This window comes from Xanthomonas cucurbitae, from assembly GCF_002939885.1.
Taxonomy (GTDB): Bacteria; Pseudomonadota; Gammaproteobacteria; order Xanthomonadales; family Xanthomonadaceae; genus Xanthomonas; species Xanthomonas cucurbitae.
Genome location: NZ_MDED01000031.1, coordinates 1 through 23,497, shown reverse-complemented (window position 1 = coordinate 23,497; position 23,497 = coordinate 1). Strand labels below are relative to the sequence as shown.

The following is a 23,497-nucleotide window of genomic DNA, read 5'->3' as shown; positions in this document are numbered from 1 at the left end:
GCAGCCAGCGCATCGCTGGCGTGCACGGCGCCGCCACGGGCCGCGCGCGATGCTGCGGCGATGAAGGCACCCTTGGATCCCGTGTTCGCCGGTTGGGACGGCAGTGTCACCCAGGCGCGACAGTTGAAGCAGCAACTGGCACGCCAGGTCGTGCTGCAGGATGCGGTGACCGCAACGCCGCAACTGCTGGCCGGCTTCGATGTCGGTTTCGAGGACGAGGGCCAGACCACGCGCGCGGCGGCCGTGCTGCTGGATGCACAGACCTTGTTGCCGCTGGAAATGCAGGTGGCACGCGTTGCGACCTCGATGCCCTACGTGCCCGGCCTGCTCAGCTTTCGCGAATTGCCGGCCTTGCTGCGGGCACTGGCGCTGCTGTCGCACACGCCGGACCTGGCGTTCGTGGACGGCCAGGGCATCGCGCATCCGCGCAAGCTCGGCATTGCCGCGCACTTCGGCGTGGTAACCGGGTTGCCCAGCATCGGCGTGGCCAAGCAGCGGCTGGCCGGCCAGTTCGCAGACCCCGGCCCGGAGCGCGGCGACCATAGTCCAGTCCTGCTGGGCGGCGCGCAGATCGGCTGGGCCTTGCGCAGCAAGCCGCGCTGCAATCCGTTGATCGTCTCGCCCGGTCACCGCGTGTCGCTGCAAGGCGCGCTCGCGTGGACCCTGCGCACCCTGCGCGCCTATCGCCTGCCGGAACCGACGCGTCTTGCAGACCGCCTGGCGTCTCGCCGCGGCGAGATTGCGCTGCCTGCACAGGCCAACCTGCTGTAGAAATACGCGACCTTGACAGCGAGAGCGTGCGGGCTTGAGCGACGCGGCACGAAAGGTCGTAGACGGACCATCACTGAAAACACCGGCACCCAGATCAGTTGATTACTCGTGAAACCGTGCGCGTCACAGCTGACTGCACGCACTGCGTTACCAGGTCTCGCAGTGAAAGTGCCGTACTGCACAAGCCATGCCGCGCCCGGTTGCGACAGGGCTTGAGCTTGCTCGCACAGGTGTGGTAGTGATGCAGACGTGAGCGGAGCGCGCGTCATGTGGACGGCAGCCTTGCAGCGGGGAGCTCGAGGCACTGCAGCGGCACGGATTGGCGTCGCCCCCGCATCGTCATCCAATGCCGGGGAACCTTCGATGAAGTCTGCATTCTGCCTTGTCGGCCTGAGTCTGCTGCTGGCCGCCGCCACCGTCCACGCCCAGACCGCGCCGGTCTGCCCGCCGCTGCCACCCGCCTCGGGACTGCAGTGGACCCAATTGGCCGGTGCCGATTATCTGGTCTGCAAGGCGGTCAACGCCGAGGGCCGCCAGGTGGTCGGCGTGATGCTGACCACCCGCGATCCGTCCATGGCGCTGGCGCGCGACCGCCGTGCTGAAAAGGGCCAGATCCAGCAGGAAGAGTTCTACTGGTACAAGCTCGACCTGGGCGGCCGCGAAGTGCCGGGCATGGAATCGCGCCGCGTCACCGTGGTCGAGCTGGGCAAGAAGCGTTACGCACAGCTATGGATCGACGGCGCCAGCAGCGAGGAACTCACCTCGATGCAAGCGTTGGTACAGGCCATGGACCTGCAACCGGCCAGCCTGGCGTTGCAGCGCTGATGAACTGAGCCTACGGCGCTGCCTCGCCTGGAGACAGCGCCGTGCGCATGCGCCACGATCCGGCTTCGCGAGGCCGACACCTCAGAATCGCCCTTCCTGGAAATCGACAAACGCCTGCATCAGTTCCTGCCTGGTGTTCATCACGAACGGGCCGTGCCGCATCACCGGCTCGTTGAGCGGGCGCCCGGCCACCAGGATCAGGCGCGCGCCCTCGGCGCCGCCGCGCAGCGTCAGCCGCTCGCCACCGCCCAGCACCGCTAGTTCCTGCGCCGGCAGCCTACGCGCGGCATCGCCCTGCCCCACCGCCACCGCGCCCTCGAAGGCATACGCAAAGGCGTTGTGGCCCTCGGGCAGCGAGTACTCCCATGCCGCGTGCGCGTCCAGGGCGATATCCAGATACACCGGGCTGGTCGCCGGCTGCACGATCGGCCCGACCACCTCGCCCACCACACCGGCAATCACCTTCACCGTCACCCCAGGCGCCGGCTGCGCCACCGGGATGCGGTCGGGCGCGTACTCCTGGTACTTCGGGTCGGTCATCTTCTCGCGCGCCGGCAGGTTCACCCACAGCTGGAACCCGCGCATGCGCCCGGATTCCTGCTCGGGCATTTCCGAGTGGATCAGGCCGCGGCCGGCGGTCATCCACTGCACGCTGCCCGGCGTCAGCAGACCTTCGTTGCCATGGTTGTCCTTGTGCCGCATGCGCCCGTCGAGCATGTAGGTCACCGTCTCGAAGCCGCGATGCGGGTGGCTGGGAAATCCGCCGATATAGTCTTCAGCCTGTTCGGTGCCGAACTCATCCAGCATCAGGAACGGGTCCAGCTCAGGCAATTGCGCGGTGCCGATCACGCGCGTCAGTTTGACGCCGGCGCCGTCGGAGGTGGGCATGCCGCCGATGGTGCGCAGCACATGCGCCGGGGTGGTCGTGGTGCTCATTGCGATATCCCTGTGCCGTGTGTGGGTGCCGTCATCATGGGTGCGCGTGGCGCCGTACCCAATCGCGACGGCTGCAACCGACCGTTCCAGTCGCCGGCCTCGCCGCAATGGCGCTAGCGCACTTTGCAGGCAAACACCCTACAACCAAAGTTTACGCTGAAGCGAACCACCGCCATTGACCGCAGGCGGGCACGGGGAGACCCTTGGACGAATCGTTTCCGAGGGGCATGCATGAAAGGGTTCTCGAAGCTGGCCTGGAGCGCGCTCGCGCTGCTGGCCGCGTTCTGCCTGGGTACCGTGGCGCTGCGGCGTGGCGAGCACATCAACGCACTGTGGATCGTGACGGCGGCGGTCTCGATCTACTTGATCGCCTACCGGTTCTACAGCCTGTTCATCGCCGACAAGGTGATGCAGCTCGATCCCACCCGCGCCACCCCGGCGGTCGTCAACAACGACGGCCTTGACTACGTGCCCACCAACAAGCACGTGCTCTTCGGCCACCACTTCGCCGCCATCGCCGGCGCCGGCCCGCTGGTCGGCCCGGTGCTGGCCGCGCAGATGGGCTACCTGCCCGGCCTGCTGTGGCTGGTGGTGGGCGTGGTGTTCGCCGGTGCGGTACAGGACTTCGTGGTGCTGTTCCTGTCCAGCCGCCGCAACGGCCGCTCGCTGGGCGATCTGGTGCGCGAGGAAATGGGCCAGGTGCCCGGCACCATCGCCTTGTTCGGTGCGTTCCTCATCATGGTCATCATCCTGGCGGTGCTGGCGATGGTGGTGGTCAAGGCACTGGCCGAAAGCCCATGGGGCATGTTCACGGTGATCGCCACCATGCCCATCGCGCTGATGATGGGCGTGTACATGCGCTACATCCGCGTCGGCAAGATCGGCGAGATCTCGGTGGTGGGGCTGATCCTGCTGCTGGCCGCGATCTGGCTGGGCGGCAAGGTCGCTGCCGACCCGACCTGGGGCCCGGCCTTCACCTTCACCGCCAAGCAGATCACCTGGATGTTGATCGGCTACGGCTTCGTGGCCTCGGTGCTGCCGGTGTGGCTGTTGCTGGCGCCGCGCGATTACCTGTCCACCTTCCTCAAGATCGGCACCATCCTGGCGCTGGCGATCGGCATCCTGGTGGTGATGCCCGACCTGAAAATGCCGGCGCTGACCCAGTTCGCCTCCACCGGCGACGGCCCGGTGTGGAAGGGCGGGATCTTCCCGTTCCTGTTCATCACCATTGCCTGTGGCGCAGTCTCCGGTTTCCATGCGTTGATCGCCTCCGGCACCACGCCCAAGCTGCTCGCCAACGAAAGCCACATGCGCTACATCGGCTATGGCGGCATGCTGATGGAATCGTTCGTGGCGATCATGGCGCTGGTGGCCGCCTCGATCATCGAGCCGGGCATCTACTTCGCCATGAACAGCCCCGCCCCGCTGGTCGGTACCGACACGGTCGCGGTGGCGGCCAAGGTGTCCGAATGGGGCTTTGCAATCACCCCCGACGTGCTGGAAGCCACCGCCAGGGACATTGGCGAGCACAGCATCCTGGCGCGCGCTGGCGGTGCGCCCACCCTGGCGGTGGGCATCGCGCAGATCCTGCACCAGCTGTTGCCGGGCAAGGACACCATGGCGTTCTGGTACCACTTCGCCATCCTGTTCGAAGCCTTGTTCATCCTGACCGCCGTCGATGCCGGCACGCGCGCGGGCCGCTTCATGCTGCAGGACCTGCTGGGCAACTTCATCCCGGCGCTGAAGAAGACCGAGTCGTGGGTGGCCAACATCATTGCCACCGCCGGCTGCGTGGCGTTATGGGGCTACCTGCTGTACACCGGCGTGATCGATCCGTTCGGCGGCATCCAGACGCTGTGGCCGTTGTTCGGCATCTCCAACCAGATGCTGGCAGGGATCGCGCTGATGCTGGGCACGGTGGTGCTGTTCAAGATGAAGCGCGACCGCTATGCCTGGGTCACCATCGTGCCGGCGCTGTGGCTGTTGCTGTGCACGACGTATGCGGGGCTAATCAAGATCTTCGACAGCAACCCGGCGCAGGGCTTCCTGGCGCAGGCGCACAAGTTCCAGGCCGCCATCGCCAGCAATACCATCACCGCACCGGCCAAGACAGTGCCGCAGATGCAGCAGATCGTCACCAATGCCTACGTCAACACCGGGCTGACGGTGCTGTTTCTGTTCGTGGTGGGATCGATCCTGATCTATGCGATCAAGACGATCGTCATTGCGCGCCGCACTCCGCAACGCAGCGACCGTGAAACCGCGTACGTGGCCTTGCAGCCACACCAGATGGCAGATCTGTAATGGGCACCCAACTCGTTCTTGCCAGCCAATACCAGGCGCATCGCCGCATCTGGCGGCGCCTGATCCAGACCGCGCGGCTGTGCTGCGGCATTCCCGACTACGACAACTACGTGCGCCACATGCTGGAAAAACATCCCGACCGACCGGTGATGGATTACCCCACGTTTTTCCGCGAGCGCCAGGACGCGCGCTACGGCGGCAAGAGCGGCTTCCGCTGCTGTTGAGTCATCAGCGGCACGCTACAACGCAACAGGGCGCGATGCGCATCGCGCCCTGTTGCGTTGATGGCGGCATGATTCTTGCCCGGTCACCATCGCCGGACATACCGCAAGGTAGAGTGGCTGATAGACGGTTCTGCGGATAGATCAGTTGTAGAGCAGTGTGTCTGCGACTTCGCTGCAGGGCCCTTGCCCGCCCACCGTCACGGGACATGCCGCAAGTACGTCCGTGTAGGCTCCGCAGCGGCATCCATGCCGCCACGGGTCCCGCGACGGTGGGCGGGCGAGGACCAGTGGAGATGGTCGGTCTGCATGGATCTCAACCAGCGGCCAGCCAACTGTCTGGAGCGGTGTCTTTAGCTCTCCAACAAAACCATCAGCCGATTGTCTGGCGTGGTGTCCTCGCCGATTGCGGGACCGTTGGCGGCATGGATGCCGCCATCGAGCCTCCACGGACGGATTCACGGCGTGTCCCGCGAGCGGTGAGGGCACCGCGCCCTCGACGCCGCGCCTTCGCTGAAGGGCCCTTGCCCGCCCACCATCGCGGGACACGCTGCAAGTACGTCCATGTAAGCTCCGTGGCGGCATCCATGCCGCCAAGGGTCCCACGACGGTGAGCGGGCAAGGACCAGTCGAAATGGTCGGCCTGCATGGATCTCAACAGCGACTGGCAAGCAGGCGACGCGGTGTCTTGCTTTTCACCAAAACCTACCAACCAACGGTCTAGCGTGGCACCCTCGATTCGCCAGGCTTAGGCTGCATCCAGATGGAGCCACGACTCGGATCGCGGCTGCTTTGCAGACTCCGATAACGCAGCAGGTCAACTGCAGAGTGCAGCGCTGCGAGTTGCCTGCGGCCTACTCACCGAGCCTTTCATTTAACCAGCGCGCCTTTGCGCCAGCCGCGCGAACAACACAGGCAAATGACGCATTTCGTCGAACACCTCAAGCGCACCGAGGCGGCGCAGGGTGTCACCGTGGCCAGGCGGAATGTGGCTGGCACCGATAAACCCCAGTACCTGCATGCCTGCCGCCACGGCCGCCGTGGCACCGGTGGGGCTGTCTTCGATCACCAGGCAACGCTCGGGCGCCACGCCGGCGGTGCGTGCGGCCAGCAGGTACACATCCGGCGCCGGCTTGGGCCGTTCCACCATGTCGGCACTGAAGATGCGCCCAGCCGCACGCGCGGCCAGCCCGGCGCGCTCCACCGAGGCAATCACATTGTGGCGGCGGCTGTTGGAGGCCACCGCCAACGGCAGCGGAATCTGTTCCAGCGCCTCGCGCACGCCCGGGATGGGCTGCACTTGCGCGGCGATCAGGGACTCGCTGCGCGCCTGGATCTGCGCCAGCAAGGTGTCCGGCAACTGCAAGGCAAAGTGTTCTTCCACACGCCGCAGTACTTCCCGGGTGGTCTGCCCGAACGTCGTTTCGAGCAACTGTTCCAGCGGCTCGCTCGGCACGAAAGACACGAGCGCCTCGCGCATCACCCGGTCGGCCAATATCTCGCTGTCGACAAGAACACCATCGCAGTCGCTAATCAGTAGCTCGTAACCCATTGCACCCATCTGCTTGCAAAGCGCCATTATGCCGGCCGCCTTGTGACCGTTGGCTGTGGCGCGGCGCATGCGCGACGCTGAACGCATCGGACAACCCCAGGGCGGCTGCACAGCCCGGCAAGCAGGCCGGGCCGTGCACCGACGCTGCAGACCCAGGTTACGAAATCTTACCGCGCCCGATTGTTACGGCTGGTAGGATCGACCGCGCGGCGGCGGGACTTGCCGCAGCGTCACCAGGAATGCGATCAGGACAAGGAGATTTCGATGCAGACGCGATTCCCCACCCTGCTCGCTCTTGCGACCTCGTTTTTCGCGGTCTCATGCATCGCCTCACCCGGTGCCAAGGAGCAAACCACCATGTCAGCTACGCTGCAGGACCACACCGTCGCCTTCCGCGACCCAGGCCTGACTGAAATTGCCGGCGCCATCGCACACGGCGATGTTGCACGGATCAAGACACTCGCCCCCACCGTCGATCTTGCCGCACGCGGCGATCAGAACTTGACCCTGCTGGAGTGGGCCATCTGGAACGAACAGCCGCATGCACTGGATGCGCTGCTGGATGCGGGCGCAGATCCGTCGCTGCCCGGCATGGACCAGGAAACGGTCGTGCACATGGCCGCAATGGCGCAGGACCCGCACTATCTGAAGATCCTGTTGCAGCACAAGGCACCGCTCGACGTGGTCAGCGCGCGCGCCGGCTGGACACCGCTGTTCCGTGCCGTACAGAGCAAGCGCGATGCGCAGGTCGCGCTGTTGCTGGGTGCCGGCGCCGATACCAGACGGGTCGATCACACCGGCAACAGCCTGCTGCATCTGGCCGCGCAGAGCGGCGCCGCCAATTCGGCGGTACTGCAGCTGCTGGAGGCCGGCGTGGACCCGGCGCTGCGCAACGCGCAGCAGAAGACCTTCCAGGCGTATTTCTTCACCACCCCGGACCGCCTGCTCAATGCCAGCGGCCGCCAGCTCAGATCGGATGTGCGCGCATGGTTGAGCGCGCACAACATTCCCGTGGAAAGCAGCCGCTAAGCGCGCTTTCCGTACGACGAACGCAAGGAGCCGCGCATGAGCCCGCCAGACATATCGTCTTCCAATCCCATCTCCACCTCGTTCGCCGAATCGATGCGTGGACAACACCCGCAACCGCAGGACCGGCAATTTCCGGCCCTGCTGCAGGATCTCTACGCCACCGCGAACCAACGCCGCGAAGGTGCCCCCGAGACTTTCGCGCCGCTCGCCGATCGCTGGTCGCGCATGGACGATAGCGCGCTGCGCCAGGCCGGCATCGACCCTGCCCTGCTGCACGATGGCAAGAGCGGCTTCGATGCCGCGTTCTATCGCAACGACCAGGGCCAGGTGGTGCTGGGTTTCTGCGGCACCGACGAAGGCAAGGACTGGAAGCACAACATCGGCCAGGGCCTGGGATTCGACGACGCGCAATATGCCTCTGCCATCCAACTCGGCAGCCAGGCCAGGCAGGCGTTTGGCGACCAGGTGGTGATTTCCGGCCATTCCCTGGGCGGTGGCCTGGCCGCCGCGTCGGCCATGGTCAACGACATTCCCGCAGTGACCTACAACGCGGCCGGCGTCAGCGACCGCACGCTGGAACGCCAGGGCCTGGATGCGGCAGCGGCCAAGGACTATGCCGGCAGCACGTTGATCCGTGGCTATCACGTCAAGAACGAACTGCTGACCCACCTGCAGGAAGACAGCATTCCGCTCAAATGGGCAATGCCCGACGCCGCAGGCCACCAGATCGAATTACCCGACCCGGATCCGTTGTCGTTCGCGCAGCGCCTGGTGCCCGGCATGATGTTCAAGCATCGCCTGGACCTGCATGGTATGCACGCGGTCATCAAGGCGCAGGACCTGCAGTGGTCACAACCGCCCCAGGCCGCCGCGTTGCAGCCCGGCAGCCAGTTGTTCAACGATGCGGTGGTGCGGCTGGACGGACAGCGCGAGCGGCTGGGACTGCGCGACGACACCGCCTTTCTCAACACCGCCGCCAGCGTGGCCGCACGCGCCGGCAGCGACGGCCTGCAGCGGATCGATCACCTGCTCCCCAATCGCCACGGCGACGGCCTGATCGCGGTGCAGGGCCGGATGGACGATCCAGCCCATCTGCGTAGCCAGGTACAGACCGCTTCGGCCGCCAATGCGCCTGCGCAAGGCAATGTGAGTCAACTGCAGCAGCACAACCAGCAGCAGTCACCCCAGCCCGCCCAACAGGAACAGCCGCAGCGTCCCATTCAGTATTGACACTAATCAGCATCGGCACTGGAGGGCGCGGCGCGTGACCGGCATAGCCGGACGACGCTCATGGCCGGAAGACAAAGCCGCGTCGCCGCAGCGTCGCTTCCGCCACAGCCCTCCGGCTGGCTTGCTACGGGCTGCAAGGTGGCGGCGAGTCGAACGCCTGCAATGGAAAAGAGCTGGACGGCAGCAAGCAATGCCTAAACGGCGCCAGCCATCGCACGCAGGGTAATCCCGACCAGATACGCCAGGTAGGTGCCGGTGGCGTAGCCCAGCGTGCCCAGCAGCACCCAAACCGGTGCCAGCGCCGGGTGGAAGGCAGCGGCAACCACCGGCGCGGAGGCCGGGCCGCCGATGTTGGATTGCGAGCCGATCGCGAAATAGAAGAACGGCACCCGCAACCAGCGACCCAATCCCCACAGCAGGGCGATATGCACTGCGATCCAGATCAGCCCGAGCAGGAACAGCCAGGGCCGGTCCAGCAGCGCCAGCAAATCCATCTGCATGCCGATGCAGGCGATCAGGAAATACAGCAGCAACGAGCCGATCCGGGAGGCGCCGGCACCTTCCAGGCTGCGTGCGCGAGTGAAACTCAGCAGCAGCCCCAGGCTGGTCGCCAGCACTACCACCCAGACGAACGGCGCGTCCAGGCTGAACTGGCCGGCCCAGCTCAGGTGCGCCTTGCACCAGGCGGCCAGCGGGCTGGCCAGCGCATGCGCCAGGCCGACGCCGCCAAAGGCCACTGCCACGATCACCATCAGGTCGGTCAGGCTGGGAATCCGCGCATGCGTGGCCTGCAAGCGCGCCATGCGCTCCTGCAGCGCATCCAGCGCGCGCGTATCGGCGCCGCTGCGTGCATCGATCGCGCGGGCGCGCCCGGCCATGAAGATCAGCACCGCCATCCACACATAGCCAACCCCGACATCGACCACGGCGAACTGGCCAAAGGTGGTGGCGTCCACATTGAAGACCTCGCGCATCGCCAGCATGTTGGCGCCGCCGCCGATCCAGCTGCCGGCCAACGCCGCCATGCCTGCCCAGGTATCACCCGCCACGGTGGCCGGATGCAGCCAGCGCATGAGCTGGAACGCCACCATCGCGCCCAGCATGATGCTCAGCGACGCGCCCAGATACATGGCCACCAGCTTGGGTCCCAGTCCGAGGATCGCACGCAGGTCGATGCTCAATGTGAGCAGGATCAGTGCCGCAGGCAACAACACATCGCGGGCGATCGGGTTGTAGAGCCGCGTATTGCCGCCGTCGATCAGGCCGATGGTGTTGTAGATCCCCGGCAACAGATAGCACAGCAGCAGGGCAGGCACCACGGCATACACGCGCCGCCACAGTCCCTGCTCGCGTGATGCGGTCCAGAACACCGCACCCAGGGTGGCGGCGATCAGGCCAAAGACGACGATGTCGTTCTGGATCAGGGCAGGAGCGGACGCGGTCACGATAAAGCAGATTCCAGGCAGGGGCCGCCGACGCGGATCGGTCCGACGGCGGCCGATGTCCCGAATCTAGCCGAGCCGACCGCCCGCGCAAAGCGCTGCCGCACGACCCATCGCCCGCCTATCGATACCTGTCCAGCCGACGACCGCTCGCGACGCGCTGCGCGCTGCTACCGGGCCGCGTCAGCCATAGCGCCGAACCACACGCTCGCCCTCGGCGGTATTGAGCACCACGCCGCTGGGCTGGCCGGTCGTCATGCAGTGCAGCTTGGCCGTCAACTCGGCATATTCCAGCGCCCCCTGCTCTCGCAGGTAGCGCAGCGGCGACCACTGGGGACGCGTCACCCACCAACCGCCTTGTTCGGGATGAATACGTACGACGTAACGCGACTCTTCCATCAGGCCTCCAGCCACTAGGTACAGCGCTCGTAACTTAACGGTGCAAGGCCGCGCCAGCGCGCGGTGCACCCGGGATTGAACGATCCGTGTCACCCCCTATTGCCGACATGCCCTTACTTAAGGGGCCGCGGGAGAGTAGCCAGTGGCCCCGCGTTCGGCAGTGTCAGGATGCACGGGAAACGCGCATGACGCCGTCAGGTGGACACTGGCGCTCAGGTAGGAAAATTCCTACGTGACACGAATCACGTTCAACAGTAGATTCCTATACACAGGGTGAACACAACGTCGCAGCGACCGGGACCATCCGCCATTGCGTGGTAGGCGCCTGACGCTGCAATCGATGCACGATTCGCACCTCGGGGAGGGTTTCCATGTTGCTACTCCGAAAGTTCCAGTTTCCGGTCAAGACCGCCATGGTGGTCGGCTATGTCCTGCTCATCAGGGAAGCACTGGCGGTGTGGTCCTGAGGGGCCACGTGCTGCGTGGCTCAAACTTGCCGTGCCTCGTAAGCCAATACCCGACAGAATGTCTCAGTCGCGATCCAGCCATCCGCGCTGCTGCGGCGCCGCCAGGTCGGCGGGCGTGTCCACATCCAGCGCCAGCGCGGGCGCACTGAGGCAGCCGAGCGTGCTGGGATCCAGGCTGGCGAACAGCCCGCGCAGGCCGCTGTCGCCATGCAGGGGAGCATCGGCCCAGACCGTGTGTGCGACCACTGCGGGAATGCCGCGCACGCCTGCGTAGCCGCTAGTGGCGCAGCCCGATGCGGCGCGATCGGCTTGGGCCAGCAATGCGTGCAGGTGCTGCGCGTCCAGCGCCGGCTGGTCGCAGCCAACGACCAGGCTGCGATGCAGCCTGTGATCGGTTTGCACATGGCTGCGGAGAACGGCCAGGCTGGAACCCATGCCGCCGCTCCACGCGGCATGCGGCAACAGCTCCACCGGCAGCCCCTGCAGGACGCCACCCAAACGCTGTGCATCGCACCCCAGCACCACCACGCAACGCAGCGGCGCGGTCTGTAGTGCGATGCGTACCACGCGGCGCAGCATGGGTTCGCCATGGCGCAACAACAACTGCTTGGAGCGTCCCAGCCGTGTGCTCGCACCGGCGGCCAGTATCAGCGCTGCGTGCTCGCGGCTCATGCATCCGTATCCGCGGCGGCGCGGCACAGACAACCCCGCCCGCGCGTGCATTGCCGCATGCCGACGGCGCGCGCCAGAGGCGACACGCATATCCACGCCACGCACTTCGGCACGCAGGCTCGCATCGGGTCGATGGCGTGCGGGCGCGGTGACGGCGGTATGCGCAGCGCCGTATCGACGGTGGGCTGCTGCATCGAGGCGGACAGGAAACAGGCGCATGGCGACATCAACCTGCAGTGGAAGCTGCTCCAGCGTAGAGACAACGTTGTGCGCGGTGGGTGACTGTTTGCCACGAACGGCGGCACGCGCTGTTTGCATCGAAGCAGCAACCGGATGCAGTCGATGCCGCGTCCGGTGTGCTCGGCACGCCCCGGTTCGCGGACACAGCAAGAGTGCACGGCTGCCGCAGCGCGGTGATGCGCAACGAGGCGGAGTTCAATGGTGCGGGTGCGACATGCCCTGTATCAGTCCTGCGTCTGTCGCCGGCGCTTGCGGCGGTGCCGAGACCACTGCCTGGGGCTGCGGCCGCTGCCGACTCAATCGCCCGTGGCCGCCTGCCGGTCGGCCACGGCCTGGGTGGCTTCGGCAATGATTCCCAGTGCGATGGTGTGCGGCGAAGAGCGCCCCATGCGCCAACCGGCGGGCAGACGCAGACGTGCCAGCGCGCACTGATCGTAGCCGAGCGCACCCAGTGCATGTAGCCTCGCCTGGCGCTTGCTGCGGCTCCCCAGGATGCCGATACACGCGGCAGCAGAGTCCAGGCCGCGCTGGGCTACCTGCAGATCGATCTGCGCGTCGTGCGCCAGGCTATACAGGGCGGTGTGCGCGTCCAGTTGGACATCGCGCAATGCATCGCCCAGGCCACGCCTGTCGTAATGCTCCGCGCTCAGCCCGGGGGGTGGTTCGACAGGACCATGCGGGCGCAGGACGCGCACCTCGATGCCCATCTGCCGCGCCAGGGCCACCAGTACCAGCAGCGCAGGGTCCGCTCCCACCAGCACCAATCGCAGTGGCGGACGCTGCACGCATGCGAATTCACCAGGGTGGATATCGCGCACCGTGGCCGGGTAGCGCACGGTGCCGGTGGCGCGATCGAGCGCGACGTGGAACGCACGGCGGTGCTGGCGCGCGTTGCGCCACCGTGCCAGATGTTCGCCCAGGTCCGGGACGGGCCAGACCAGGATGCCGATACGCCCGCCGCAGCTGAGCTGGATATCCAGCACGGGGCTTCCCTGGCCGTAGTCCAGCCAACGCGGTTGGCCATCGCGCAGTGCGGCCTGCGCCTCATGCGCCACCGCCGCTTCCACGCACCCGCCCGAGACATAGCCCACCACCTCGCCATGGGAATTGATCGCCATCTCGCTGCCCACCGGTCGTGGCGAAGAACCCTGCACATCGACCAGTGTCGCCATCGCCACGCGCTGCCCGGCACGGTGCCAGGCAGTCAGGATGGGCAATAGGTCCTCGTGAACTGCATAGCCAGGCCATGCCGGCCATGCGGGTGTGGCGTGTGCGGCAGGGGCAACCATCGCGCTCACGCGCGCACGGTTCCGGGCAACTGCGGCAGCAGCTTGTCGAGCGTGATTGGATAGTTGCGCACGCGCACGCCGGTGGCGTTGTACACCGCATTGGCGATCGCCGCCGCGACCCCGCAGATTCCCAGTTCGCCCACGCCTTTGGCCTTCATCGGCGACGACAGCGGATCGCTTTCCTCCAGGAACACCACCTCCTGGTGCGGGATGTCGGCATGTACCGGCACTTCGTAGCCGGCCAGGTCGTGGTTGACGAAGAAGCCCAGGCGCGTATCCACGGCCAGTTCCTCCATCAACGCCGCACCCGCTCCCATGGTCATGCCGCCGATCACCTGGCTACGCGCGGTCTTGGGATTGAGGATGCGCCCGGCGGCGCATACCGCCAGCATGCGGCGGATGCGCACCTCCGCAGTGGCCATGTCTACGCCCACCTCCACGAAGTGCGCGCCGAAGGTGGACAGCTGATGGGTCTTGTCGAGATCGCCGAATTCGATCGTGTCTTCGACCACTATTGCGCCGCGGGCCGCCGCATCGCCCAACGCGACGCGCTTGCCGCCGGAGTGGACATGCCCATCGAGGAATTCGGCGCCGGCAGGGTCCAGCCCCAGCTTCGCCACGATGGCCTCGCGCAGCTTGACCGCTGCGGCATACACGCCTGCAGTGGCGCTATTGGCACCCCATTGACCGCCCGAACCAGCCGACGCCGGAAAGGCGGAATCGCCCAGCCGCACGTCCACCCAATCCAACGGCACGCCCAGCATTTCGGCGGCAGTCTGCGCAATGATGGTGTACGAACCGGTGCCGATATCGGTCATGTCGGTCTCCACTACCACCCGGCCACCTTGCTCCAGGCGCATGCGCGCACCGGAACTCATCACCGGCGCATTGCGAAAGGCAGCCGCCACGCCCATGCCTACCCACCAGCGCCCATCGCGCGTGCTGGCGGGCGTGGGCTGGCGCCGGGACCACCCGAAACGCCTGGCCCCGTCTTCCAGGCAGGTAACCAACTGACGTTGCGAGAAACGGCGTTGCGGGTTCTCCGGATCGACCTGGGTGTCGTTGACGATGCGCAATGCCACCGGGTCCATCTGCAGTTTCTCGGCCATTTCGTCCATCGCCACTTCCAGCGCCATCAGGCCGGGCGCTTCGCCAGGCGCGCGCATGGCGTTGCCTTCGGGCAGGTCCAGCACCGCAAGGCGGGTGGCGATCAGGCGGTTGGCACCGGCATACAGCAACTGGGTTTGCGCTGCGGCGATTTCCGGCGCGCCGCCGGGCAGGTCGCCGGACCAGGTTTCGTGCGCGATCGCAGTGATCCTGCCATCGCGCTCTGCACCGATGCGAATGCGCTGCAAGGTGGCCGGGCGGTGCGTGGCATTGTTGGCGATCAACGGACGCGGCAGCATCACCTTGACCGGGCGTGCGACCTGGCGCGCGGCCAGCGCGGCCAGCACCGCGTCGGCGCGCAGGAACAGCTTGCCGCCAAATCCGCCACCCACATACGGCGACATGATGCGTACGTTCTCGCGCGCGATGCCCAGCGTGGTGGCCAGGTCGCGCGCACCCCAGTGGATCATCTGATTGGACGTCCACACACTCAGCCTGTCGCCCTCCCACATCGCGGTCGATGCGTGCGGCTCCATCATCGCGTGCGAATGGTCGGGCGTGGTGTATTCGGCGTCCAGTCGCACCGGCGCGGTGGCAAATGCAGCGGCGAAATCGCCAACTGCGCTATTAGGCGCCCCGCCCTCCTTGGTGACCTTTGCACTGCCACGCGCCTTTTCCAGGTCATACGCGCCGACATGGCGATCGTAATCCACCTTGATTAACTGCCCGGCCGCGCGTGCCTGTTCGAAGGTTTCTGCGACCACCACCGCGATGGCCTGGTGGTAATGCTCGATCTGTGGCCCGCCCAGCAGCGTGGCGGTATTGAGCTTGCCCTTGTGCAACTTGCCGGCGCTGCGTGCGGTAACCACGCCCAGCACGCCGGGCGCATTGCGCGCCGCGCTCACATCCATGCTGCGGATGCTGCCCTTGGCGATACCTGCACCGACGACATGGCCGTAGGCCGCACGGCACGGCACGGCAGATCGTGATGCTCATAGGCGTAGCGGGCCTGGCCCGTGGTCTTGAGCGGGCCGTCGATGCGATCGACGGGCTTGCCCACGACCTTGCGCCGGTCGATGGGATTGGTGCCCGCAGGCGTGTCGAATTTCATATCAGCCCCTCGCCTCGGTCAGGATCGCGCCCAGGGTGCGTTTCACCAGCGGCAGCTTGAACGCGTTGTGCTCGGTGGGACGGGCACCGTCCAGCAGCACCGAGGCGATGGCACGCGCGCCCTGCCGCGACTGCGCCTCGGCCGCTTCGCTACGCCACGGCTTGTGCGCCACCCCGCCCAGGCCCACGCGTGCACTGCCGTCGCGTTGCACCACCGCGGCAACCGATACCAGGGCGAACGCATAGGACGCACGGTCGCGCACCTTGCGATAGACATGCGTGCCTCCAAGCGGTTTCGGCAGCGTCACCGCAGTGATGAGTTCGCCACGCTCTAGCACTGTTTCCAGATGCGGCGTAGCTCCGGGCGCACGGTAGAAGTCGGCCAGCGGCACGCTGCGGGCCTGGCCATCCGGGCGCACGGTTTCGACCACCGCGTCGAGCACGCGCATGGCCACCGCCATGTCGCTGGGGTGGGTGGCGATGCATTCCTGGCTGGCGCCGATCACCGCCAACTGGCGATTGAATCCGCCAATGGCCGCGCACCCACTACCGGGCAAGCGCTTGTTGCACGGCTGGTGGGTATCGTAGAAATACGGGCAGCGCGTGCGCTGCAGCAGATTCCCCGCCGTGGTTGCACGGTTGCGTAGCTGGCCGGAAGCGCCCGCCAGCAATGCGCGAGAGAGCACCGCATAATCACGGCGTACCCGCGTATCGGCCGCCAACGTGGTGTTGCGCACCAGCGCGCCAACGCGCAGGCCACCCTCCGCCGTCGCCTCGATGGTGTCCAGGTTCAGGCCGTTGACGTCGATCAGGTGTTGCGGCGTTTCGATCTGCAGTTTCATCAGATCGAGCAGGTTGGTACCGCCGGCGATGAACCTGGCGCCGGTCTGCCGTGCGGCCTTGGCCGCCGCATCCACTGGCGAGCTGGCGCGCTCATAGCTGAAAGCCTTCATGTGCGTGCTCCGGCAACCTCGTTGATCGCCTCGACGATGTTGGAGTAAGCGCCGCAGCGACAGATGTTGCCGCTCATGCGCTCCTGCAGTTCGAGCGTGGTGAGCCGCGTCCTGGCGGTGAGATCCTCGGTCACATGGCTGGGAATGCCACGCTTGACCTCATCGAGCACCGCCACCGCCGAACAGATCTGGCCTGGCGTGCAATAACCGCATTGATACCCATCGTGCTTGACGAACGCAGCCTGCATCGGATGCAAGTTTCCAGGCGCGCCCAATCCCTCAATGGTGGTCACCTTGGCACCTTCATGCATCACCGCCAGCGACAAGCAGGCGTTCATGCGTTGACCATCCACGATCACCGTACATGCACCGCATTGGCCGTGATCGCAGCCCTTCTTGGTCCCGGTCAGCTGTAGATGCTCGCGCAATGCATCCAGCAGTGTGGTGCGGTTGTCCAGGGTCAGCGTCACCGGTTTGCCGTTGACCTCGAAGGCGACCGGGCTGGACGTGTTGGCTGGTTCCACGGCTTGCCGTTGCGATACGGCGGCGGCAGGCATCGATTGGGCTGCGGCCACGCTGGCTGCCGATGCCGTCCCGGCGATCAACACCTCGCGGCGGGTAATCCTGATGTTCCTCATGGCTGGCATCTCCAACAATGCTGGCTTGTTCAAGGCGTGGACAATGTGCAACGGGCACGGTCGTCAACGCGTGAGCGCTTTGTGATACCAACGATTCACGAGTCTGTCGCCAGCTCTCCGGCTGGACCTCCACAGCCGCGCCGACCTGTGTTCGCCTTGCCACATGACGCGGATGCCTTGCGCTACCAACGAGCTGTTGCCGCCGGCCAGGACCTGAACCCAGGCGACATGTTCGGACGGCGCCCCGCTCGAATGGAGGACGCCGTGCACTGCAACGCTGTCTACGCGAGCGGACGCGGCCGGCATTCACCGTGTACGACGCACCGGCCGGCAAGCGGACACGGCCGGCCTCCCGACCACGCGCGCGATGGCACGTCGATTGCATCAAGACCGATATCCAGACGGACGGCGACCGTGATCTCACCCACACGACGGTACAGGCAACGTGCACAACGCATCGCGTTGCACTTCGTGCTGGGCATCGCCTGCCTGCTGCTGCTGGGTTCCGAGTACTGGTCCATTCGCGAGGAGCGCGCAACCGCCCTGCACAGCGCCGAAGCGCAGTCGTTGAACCTGGCCAATTCGTTGGCGCAGCACGCCAGCGACAGTCTGTCGATCGCCGACGCAGTGCTGTCGGGTCTGGTATCGCGTGTCGAACATGGCCAAGGGTCTGCCAGTGCCGGCGCGGCGATGCACCGGTTCCTGGTCCACGAGGCACGCCGTTCGGATCGCCTGCATGGCATCTTCATCTATGCCGCCGACGGCAGCTGGGTGAGTTCCTCGCTGGACAGCACTCCCAGGACGCACAACAACGCCGACCGCGCCTATTTCAGGTACCACCGCGACCATCGCGATGCCATGTCGCTGATCGGCCCGCCGCTACAAAGCCGTTCCGACGGCAGTTGGGTGATGACGCTCAGCCGCCGACTCAATACTCCCAGCGGAGAATTCGCGGGTGTGGTTCTGGTGACACTGCAGCTACGCTACTTCCAGAATTACTACAGCGCCTTCGACGTGGGCCCGCATGGCACCATCGGCATGATCGACAACAACGGCGTCGTGCTGGTACGCCGACCGGACCGACGCGGCGTGATCGGCACGTCGGTCGCCGGCACTTCGATCTTCGCCACCATCCGTGCGCGCCGACACGGCACCGCCATCTACCGCTCACCGATCGATGGGGTGAAACGCATCTCCAGTTTCGCGCCCGCCCGCCCCTACCCGCTGACCGTATTGACCGGCTTTTCGGTGGACGATGCGCTGCACAGTTGGCAGCAGGCGGCGCGGCAACGGATCGTGATTGCAGCGCTCGGCTGCACGCTGTTGCTGGGTGTCGGCTTCTGGCTGGACCTGCAGGTGCGGCGCATGCATCGCGCCGAAACCCAGCTGAGTTCCGACGCCTGGGTGGACGCGCTGACCGGCATCGCCAACCGCCGCGCGTTCGATCAACATCTGTCGCAGGCGGTGCAGGATTCAGTGCATCTGCAGGTGCCAGTTTCGGTGCTGATGATCGACGTCGACCACTTCAAGCTCTATAACGACACCTATGGACATGTGAACGGCGATGCGTGCCTACGCCTGATCGCCGCAGCCATCGCCGGCTGCACCCGCCGCAGCGAGGAGGTGGCTGCCCGCTACGGTGGCGAAGAGTTTGCGGTGATCCTGCCGCATACCGATACGGCGGGCGCCCTGCGTGTGGCAGAGAGCCTGCGCGCGGCCGTCGCCGACCTGGGTCTGATGCATCTGGCCAGCCCTACCAGTCCCCATGTCACCGTCAGCGTAGGCGCTGCCAGCTGCGATACGCCGCAGAAACCGGCGACACCGCAGACACTCGTGCACGACGCCGACGTGGCGCTGTACCGCGCCAAGCAGGCTGGCCGGAACCGGACATCCGCGTGACGGATGCGCAGCGCAGTCCGACGGCATTTGCACTGCTCACGCAGGTTCCACGCTTGCGCGGCGAAGCCGACCCATTGCCGCGCGTGCATTACGCGTAGAAGACGCCGTTGAACGGGATGCTGTGGCAGCAGTCAGGCACCGAGCCACACAGGCGTGCATCCGGCGCCGACACCGCGACCGTGATGGCATCTCTCAAAGACGCATCAACGGACCGACATTTCCCAAGCAGCGTGCGTGCAAGTCCCCACTCACCTGCGCAACTACAGTAGACAATCCGCCAAAGCACATGCCGTTCTCAAACTACGGCAAAGATTCTTGAACTCATCTCATGTCGGCATAAAAAATCCGGCCCTCAGTAGGGACATGCCGGGATTTACCTCCATTTGCGCACCACCAATCACAACAATAATAAACTATTACATAACATTCACATAAACCCATACCACCGATAAAATGAGCCAAATTCATAATGGAATGTAGAAGCCCGAGCAATAACCCAGCATCCATAAAGACAGTCGCCAAACCGGCGACCTCAAGATTCAAGTGCAACACGTGATTTAAAGGTTGCGAGTTCTTCTTCCATCGCTTCACTGGGCGTTTTCCAGCCCAGCGTTTTTCGTGGACGGGTGTTCATCAGCAAGGCGATGTGATTGAGATACTCCTGACTGACGCTGTACAAATCCACACCCTTGGGTAGGAACTGGCGCAGCAGAGGCGATGGCAATCCGGCCTCGTTACTGGTCAGCCCATCGGATCCGAATCGGCAAGGCCGGATCGGCCAATGACAACCCGCTGGGCGTTCACCGGCTCGGGGCCGGACAGTCTACGGAAAGACTCGCCAAGGTCCAGCTCCCCAAGGTTGTAGGTGCGCTTGTTGTACAGCATGCTCAGGCCCTCCTGCCACGCCAGGAGCATCCGCTTGCCGATCTCGCGGAAGCACGGATGCTCGTTGACTGCTTCGCGCACCGCCGGCGCGACCTCGGAGATTGCCTGGCCAATCTGCTCCACGATTTGGGTTTGCTTGCGCGCGGGCACCCCGAATACCGACACGATCGACTGCTGCAGGGTCCGGCCCGGATCCCAAGTCTTTCGACCACCCAAGCTGATGCCTGGCGGGTTCTTGGCTTACTGGCCATAGGCTGCCTTGGTGAGCATGTCGTAGACAGGCGTGGCCTCAACGTCGCGGCGGGATGTGTACCGAAGCGCCACGTTCTTCGCATGGCAGTCGGCATTCCTGAGCGCATAGGTCAACAGAACAACCGTGGCAAGATGTTGGTTCACCTCCATCCTGCGATCGGCAGGAACATGGTCGCGAACAGCCCTGGCGATCCGCTCCCACGTGGTTTCGTACTTGTTCGCCGGCCGCATGCCGAGCAGCGCGCAGAAGTCCTCCATGCCCCATAGAGGCTGGCCGTCGTCGTCCACATCGAAGCGATCCACGACCAGCGCCTGGCCATCGCGCGAGATTTCTGTCTTGGCCGTGGGCAGCACCTTCGCCGCCACCTGCATCGACAGGTGCTCGTTGAGGGACACGAATGGCAGGTGCTGGGATGAGCCCTTGATGATGTGCCGGTGGGTGAAAAGCGTTTCCTCTTTGTGGTTGCCCAGACCGGTCAACTTCTCCGTGTCCAGGAACTTGGGGACAACGCCAGAAACACCGCTGGTGGCATGCTCGCGCACCAGTTCTGCGAAGGCTTCGGCGGAGTTGTCGCCCTGCAGGAGTGCGGCCACGTCAACCGGCTTGGCCGGCTCATTGAGCACGGCGCCAGGAGGCGCGATCTGGATGCGCCCGATCATGTTCCTGCCGACCACCGACAGCAGGTTCATTGGGCTGCCGCCGATGTGGGGGCCGAATTGCTCCTGCAGCACCTGCAGCAAGTAGCCCTCGGGCAGGTTCATCTGGAAGATCGGGTGCAGCTGGTCGTCCCAGTCCCACGGCTCCCGCCGCACCGGCATGGTGAGCGACACGAAGTCGTCTTGCTCCACATCATCGTGGTAACTGAGCCGGCTCGTGAAACTGTTCAGATCCTCCAGCGAGGCGACCTCATGCCCGTGCACATAGACAGACAGTTTCATCGGCGCGGCGCCATGTGCTCTTTCCGGAGCTCATCGAGGTTGCCGGCTGCACCCTCTTCCTTGAACTCCAGCTCCATGCCCAGGGCGGACAGGACAGCAAGCAGCTTTCGGGATCCGAACTCGGACACCCTGCCCAGCTCGAACCGAGACAGCGTGTCCGACGACACCCCCGCTTGCGCGGCCACATCGGCCTGGGTCATGCGTAGAGCGCGCCGGCGATGGGCGACGGCCAACCCTAGTTCCATGAGCGTTTGCATTAGCCGTATACACCTAACGACTGGGCGAACGGCCCGACTATTAGGGATATACGCCTAATTTGCAAGCGGCCAGCGCGGGCTTATGGATCGCGCCTTGCCAAGCACCATTTGTGCTAATAACTTACGTGCTATATACACACATAAGAATAACATCCATGCAATCACACCTCCGCGTGAACTCGTTCCGGCCCGTCGACGCTGAGTCCTTCCAGAATAGCGCGCCGCACTTCGGCGACTTCGTGACCTGGAATCAGGGCAGATTGTGGCAGTTGATCAACTCCGAACCGGTGTACCGCCAGATGGCGGCGTTCTCCCTGCGTGGGTTGCCGGCGGTGGCCAGCATCACCCATCTACTCGCCCCCATCCTGGCGCCGATCGACGAACTGGCCGAGACCGACCCGGAGGCGGGCAAGACGGCCGACCGCGCACGCCGGGCCATCGGATCGATGGTCCGCGCCGTCCTGGAGGCCAATGGCTTCCGGAAGACCGGGACGCAGCGAGCTGTACCGCCGGAGCCGCGACGCCTGTTCGTCCGCGCCGAAGTCTACGAGCAGGCCCCGCCGGCACCGCCGGAGGAAGGGGAATCCTTCGACTGGGACAAGTACGTCGTGCAGGCGTCTTTCGCCAACGTGCGCAGCCTCTCGCCCGACCTGGGCGACCGGCCCCTGCCGTCGATGTACAGCCCCGACCGGCGCTGGTTCCTGCTGTCCTCGTTGGACATCGATGTCCCGACCGCTTCCGAGGACCAGCTGCGCGTCGCGCTCGCCGCAGTGAAGAGCAGCTACCAAGCCGAACGCAGCAAGCCGACGTTGAACTACCGCCGCCTGTGGGTGCACCAGATCGATTTCTACGAGCTGTGCAACCTGCTGTTCGGCCTGTTCAACGACGCGGACGAATTTGCCGATCCGCAAGAGTTGCTAGAAGCCTGACAGGATTGAAGCGGTAACACATGGCCTTGGCGACAGCTACTCATCCTCAGCGCAACACCCTCATGGGCAGAAAACCAAGTTGATCACCACAACTGCCGCAAAGGCGATGCCAAGCTGCCCCATCAGCACGAACGTCACGGGCTTGCCCAAAATCTACTTCTACGCAAGTGAACTCTGGTCGACACCGCGTCATACAACGGCCCTTCTGCCCCAGGGTCGCTCAACGCGTACCACTACTGCAAAAAGTGAATCCGCAGCATCGTCTCCAGTCGATACGGCTGTCGCCCAGGCTGGCCCGACTTGGGATAGTGCGGTTCGATCAGCGCCAGCAAGGCCTTCCACGGCACCACCTGATCCATCTCGGACAGGAACACCCCCCGCCGTGTTCGCTTGCGCTTGCCGTCGTACTCCGCGTCGCCAAAGCTCAGTTGCATCGAAATCGCCCGCTTGGGTCGTCGGTCAATTGACGCAGACCAGGCTGCTTTGTTCAGAGCGTCCCTAGATAGAAATCTACCGGCAAACTCTGAAAAAAATGGCAGGAAACCGAAGCTCCCTGCCACCTTAGTAAACGCACAACGGGCACTACTTGGTGATCTAAAATGGTTGTGTTTACCAATAATGTAAACAAGCATTGGAACGCACTGATAGGCAAAAGTCCCGCCATTAAAAGCGAATAAAGTTTGTAAACAACCCTGACTACCAGCCGAAGTTGTTTACATTTTCGGAGACCGCTTGCCACTTGGTGCATGTTCGGGCTGTCACCCCAGCCAAGATCGGCGGCCGGCGGCAGTACCGAAACGTAATATTTGATGTTTGATGGTGGACAAGCGGCTTTTGCGGCTTCGGTATTGCCGCGCCGGCGCGGTCGGGGCGGCGGGCTTGCAGGGGTGCCAAGCGCAGCGCGGCGGGGATAGCCCGTTAGGGCTATCCCCTGGAGTGCAAGCGGCAGCGCGTAGGCCCACAGGGCTGTAGGCGTAAGGGATCAAAGCCGGATGGCCGCGACGCGGCACGTGGCGCGCGGCGTAGCCCGCGAGCCCAACGGCGGCAAGCCGGGACGTTCGTAAGCGTCCGCCAACCTCACCTATACAAGCAGCCAGCAGCCCGTTGGGATATCGCGTTCTTCCCAACGGATCTCCCCGATGTCTTCAAAG

20 protein-coding genes and 3 pseudogenes are annotated in these 23,497 nt (G+C 65.0%); 9 read left to right on the top strand and 14 right to left on the bottom strand.

The window, feature by feature from the left end; all coding sequences use genetic code 11:
• The first annotated feature begins 60 nt into the window (after positions 1 to 60).
• Together nfi and XcuCFBP2542_RS15020 are read left to right on the top strand one after the other, a co-directional pair.
• Entirely contained in the window at positions 61 to 771 is a 711-nt protein-coding gene (gene nfi / locus XcuCFBP2542_RS15025) for a deoxyribonuclease V (protein ID WP_104604502.1), read from the top strand.
• A gap of 363 nt (positions 772 to 1,134) precedes the next feature.
• A complete protein-coding gene (locus tag XcuCFBP2542_RS15020; protein ID WP_104604472.1) occupies positions 1,135 to 1,596 on the top strand; it encodes a hypothetical protein in 462 nt (153 codons plus the stop codon).
• A gap of 81 nt (positions 1,597 to 1,677) precedes the next feature.
• Here the strand turns inward: XcuCFBP2542_RS15020 and XcuCFBP2542_RS15015 are convergent, their stop codons facing one another.
• Positions 1,678 to 2,532, bottom strand: a complete 855-nt coding sequence (locus XcuCFBP2542_RS15015) for a pirin family protein (protein ID WP_167526911.1) — start codon at positions 2,530 to 2,532, stop codon at positions 1,678 to 1,680.
• A 231-nt stretch (positions 2,533 to 2,763) separates the two neighbouring features.
• On the opposite strand from XcuCFBP2542_RS15015, the gene XcuCFBP2542_RS15010 reads away from it, so the two are divergent.
• Together XcuCFBP2542_RS15010 and XcuCFBP2542_RS15005 are read left to right on the top strand one after the other, a co-directional pair.
• Positions 2,764 to 4,836: a carbon starvation CstA family protein gene (locus XcuCFBP2542_RS15010; RefSeq protein ID WP_104604470.1), complete on the top strand. Its 2,073-nt coding sequence runs from the start codon at positions 2,764 to 2,766 to the stop codon at positions 4,834 to 4,836.
• Positions 4,836 to 5,060, top strand: a complete 225-nt coding sequence (locus XcuCFBP2542_RS15005) for a YbdD/YjiX family protein (protein ID WP_104604468.1) — start codon at positions 4,836 to 4,838, stop codon at positions 5,058 to 5,060. The genes XcuCFBP2542_RS15010 and XcuCFBP2542_RS15005 overlap by 1 nt, the downstream gene beginning before the upstream one ends.
• 871 nt (positions 5,061 to 5,931) lie before the next feature.
• Here XcuCFBP2542_RS15005 and XcuCFBP2542_RS14995 read toward each other — a convergent pair.
• Positions 5,932 to 6,636: an HAD-IA family hydrolase gene (locus tag XcuCFBP2542_RS14995; protein ID WP_167527010.1), complete on the bottom strand. Its 705-nt coding sequence runs from the start codon at positions 6,634 to 6,636 to the stop codon at positions 5,932 to 5,934.
• 192 nt (positions 6,637 to 6,828) lie between these two features.
• Between XcuCFBP2542_RS14995 and XcuCFBP2542_RS14990 the strand changes: the two genes are divergently transcribed.
• The gene (locus XcuCFBP2542_RS14990) at positions 6,829 to 7,638 is read left to right on the top strand and encodes an ankyrin repeat domain-containing protein (RefSeq protein ID WP_211293016.1); all 810 of its coding nucleotides are present in this window, start codon (positions 6,829 to 6,831) and stop codon (positions 7,636 to 7,638) included.
• 36 nt (positions 7,639 to 7,674) lie between these two features.
• Positions 7,675 to 8,868 (top strand): Tle-like phospholipase domain-containing protein, encoded by a 1,194-nt coding sequence (locus tag XcuCFBP2542_RS14985; protein WP_104604465.1) that lies wholly within the window; start codon positions 7,675 to 7,677, stop codon positions 8,866 to 8,868.
• A gap of 194 nt (positions 8,869 to 9,062) precedes the next feature.
• Here XcuCFBP2542_RS14985 and XcuCFBP2542_RS14980 read toward each other — a convergent pair whose 3' ends face one another.
• From XcuCFBP2542_RS14980 to XcuCFBP2542_RS14970, 3 genes are all read right to left on the bottom strand, one after another.
• Entirely contained in the window at positions 9,063 to 10,313 is a 1,251-nt protein-coding gene (locus XcuCFBP2542_RS14980; protein WP_104604463.1) for a DUF819 family protein, read from the bottom strand.
• 180 nt (positions 10,314 to 10,493) lie between these two features.
• A complete protein-coding gene (locus XcuCFBP2542_RS14975) occupies positions 10,494 to 10,709 on the bottom strand; it encodes a hypothetical protein (RefSeq protein WP_104604461.1) in 216 nt (71 codons plus the stop codon).
• 530 nt (positions 10,710 to 11,239) lie between these two features.
• Positions 11,240 to 11,848: a nucleotidyltransferase family protein gene (locus XcuCFBP2542_RS14970; protein WP_104604459.1), complete on the bottom strand. Its 609-nt coding sequence runs from the start codon at positions 11,846 to 11,848 to the stop codon at positions 11,240 to 11,242.
• A 57-nt stretch (positions 11,849 to 11,905) separates the two neighbouring features.
• On the opposite strand from XcuCFBP2542_RS14970, the gene XcuCFBP2542_RS14965 reads away from it, so the two are divergent.
• A complete protein-coding gene (locus XcuCFBP2542_RS14965) occupies positions 11,906 to 12,130 on the top strand; it encodes a hypothetical protein (RefSeq protein ID WP_104604457.1) in 225 nt (74 codons plus the stop codon).
• A gap of 254 nt (positions 12,131 to 12,384) precedes the next feature.
• On the opposite strand, the gene XcuCFBP2542_RS14960 is transcribed toward XcuCFBP2542_RS14965, so the two are convergent.
• The 4 genes and pseudogenes from XcuCFBP2542_RS14960 to paoA form a co-directional block, all read right to left on the bottom strand.
• Positions 12,385 to 13,386: an XdhC family protein gene (locus XcuCFBP2542_RS14960; protein WP_104604456.1), complete on the bottom strand. Its 1,002-nt coding sequence runs from the start codon at positions 13,384 to 13,386 to the stop codon at positions 12,385 to 12,387.
• Positions 13,383 to 15,595, bottom strand: a pseudogene (gene paoC, locus XcuCFBP2542_RS14955) (aldehyde oxidoreductase molybdenum-binding subunit PaoC). Before paoC ends, XcuCFBP2542_RS14960 begins: the two are co-directional and overlap by 4 nt.
• Before the next feature lies 1 nt (position 15,596).
• Positions 15,597 to 16,547 (bottom strand): FAD binding domain-containing protein, encoded by a 951-nt coding sequence (locus XcuCFBP2542_RS14950; protein WP_104604454.1) that lies wholly within the window; start codon positions 16,545 to 16,547, stop codon positions 15,597 to 15,599.
• Positions 16,544 to 17,194, bottom strand: a complete 651-nt coding sequence (gene paoA / locus XcuCFBP2542_RS14945; protein ID WP_276329817.1) for an aldehyde dehydrogenase iron-sulfur subunit PaoA — start codon at positions 17,192 to 17,194, stop codon at positions 16,544 to 16,546. Before paoA ends, XcuCFBP2542_RS14950 begins: the two co-directional genes overlap by 4 nt.
• A 480-nt stretch (positions 17,195 to 17,674) precedes the next feature.
• On the opposite strand from paoA, the gene XcuCFBP2542_RS14940 reads away from it, so the two are divergent.
• Positions 17,675 to 19,084, top strand: coding sequence for a GGDEF domain-containing protein (locus XcuCFBP2542_RS14940; protein ID WP_372372419.1), 1,410 nt, complete (start codon positions 17,675 to 17,677; stop codon positions 19,082 to 19,084).
• A 532-nt stretch (positions 19,085 to 19,616) separates the two neighbouring features.
• Here XcuCFBP2542_RS14940 and XcuCFBP2542_RS14935 read toward each other — a convergent pair.
• From XcuCFBP2542_RS14935 to XcuCFBP2542_RS14920, 4 genes and pseudogenes are all read right to left on the bottom strand, one after another.
• Positions 19,617 to 19,796 (bottom strand): annotated as a pseudogene (locus XcuCFBP2542_RS14935) (IS30 family transposase); the annotation flags it as partial.
• Between the two features lie 29 nt (positions 19,797 to 19,825).
• The gene (locus XcuCFBP2542_RS14930) at positions 19,826 to 20,134 is read right to left on the bottom strand and encodes a hypothetical protein (protein WP_146090343.1); all 309 of its coding nucleotides are present in this window, start codon (positions 20,132 to 20,134) and stop codon (positions 19,826 to 19,828) included.
• A gap of 75 nt (positions 20,135 to 20,209) precedes the next feature.
• On the bottom strand, positions 20,210 to 21,160 hold the full coding sequence (locus XcuCFBP2542_RS14925) for a type II toxin-antitoxin system HipA family toxin (RefSeq protein ID WP_104604448.1): 951 nt from the start codon (positions 21,158 to 21,160) through the stop codon (positions 20,210 to 20,212).
• On the bottom strand, positions 21,157 to 21,405 hold the full coding sequence (locus XcuCFBP2542_RS14920) for a helix-turn-helix domain-containing protein (protein ID WP_158251454.1): 249 nt from the start codon (positions 21,403 to 21,405) through the stop codon (positions 21,157 to 21,159). The genes XcuCFBP2542_RS14925 and XcuCFBP2542_RS14920 overlap by 4 nt, the downstream gene beginning before the upstream one ends.
• Before the next feature lie 167 nt (positions 21,406 to 21,572).
• On the opposite strand from XcuCFBP2542_RS14920, the gene XcuCFBP2542_RS14915 reads away from it, so the two are divergent.
• On the top strand, positions 21,573 to 22,346 hold the full coding sequence (locus tag XcuCFBP2542_RS14915) for a hypothetical protein (protein ID WP_146090342.1): 774 nt from the start codon (positions 21,573 to 21,575) through the stop codon (positions 22,344 to 22,346).
• A 173-nt stretch (positions 22,347 to 22,519) separates the two neighbouring features.
• Here XcuCFBP2542_RS14915 and XcuCFBP2542_RS14910 read toward each other — a convergent pair.
• Positions 22,520 to 22,780: pseudogene (locus XcuCFBP2542_RS14910) on the bottom strand (transposase); the annotation flags it as partial.
• Positions 22,781 to 23,497 lie beyond the last annotated feature (717 nt).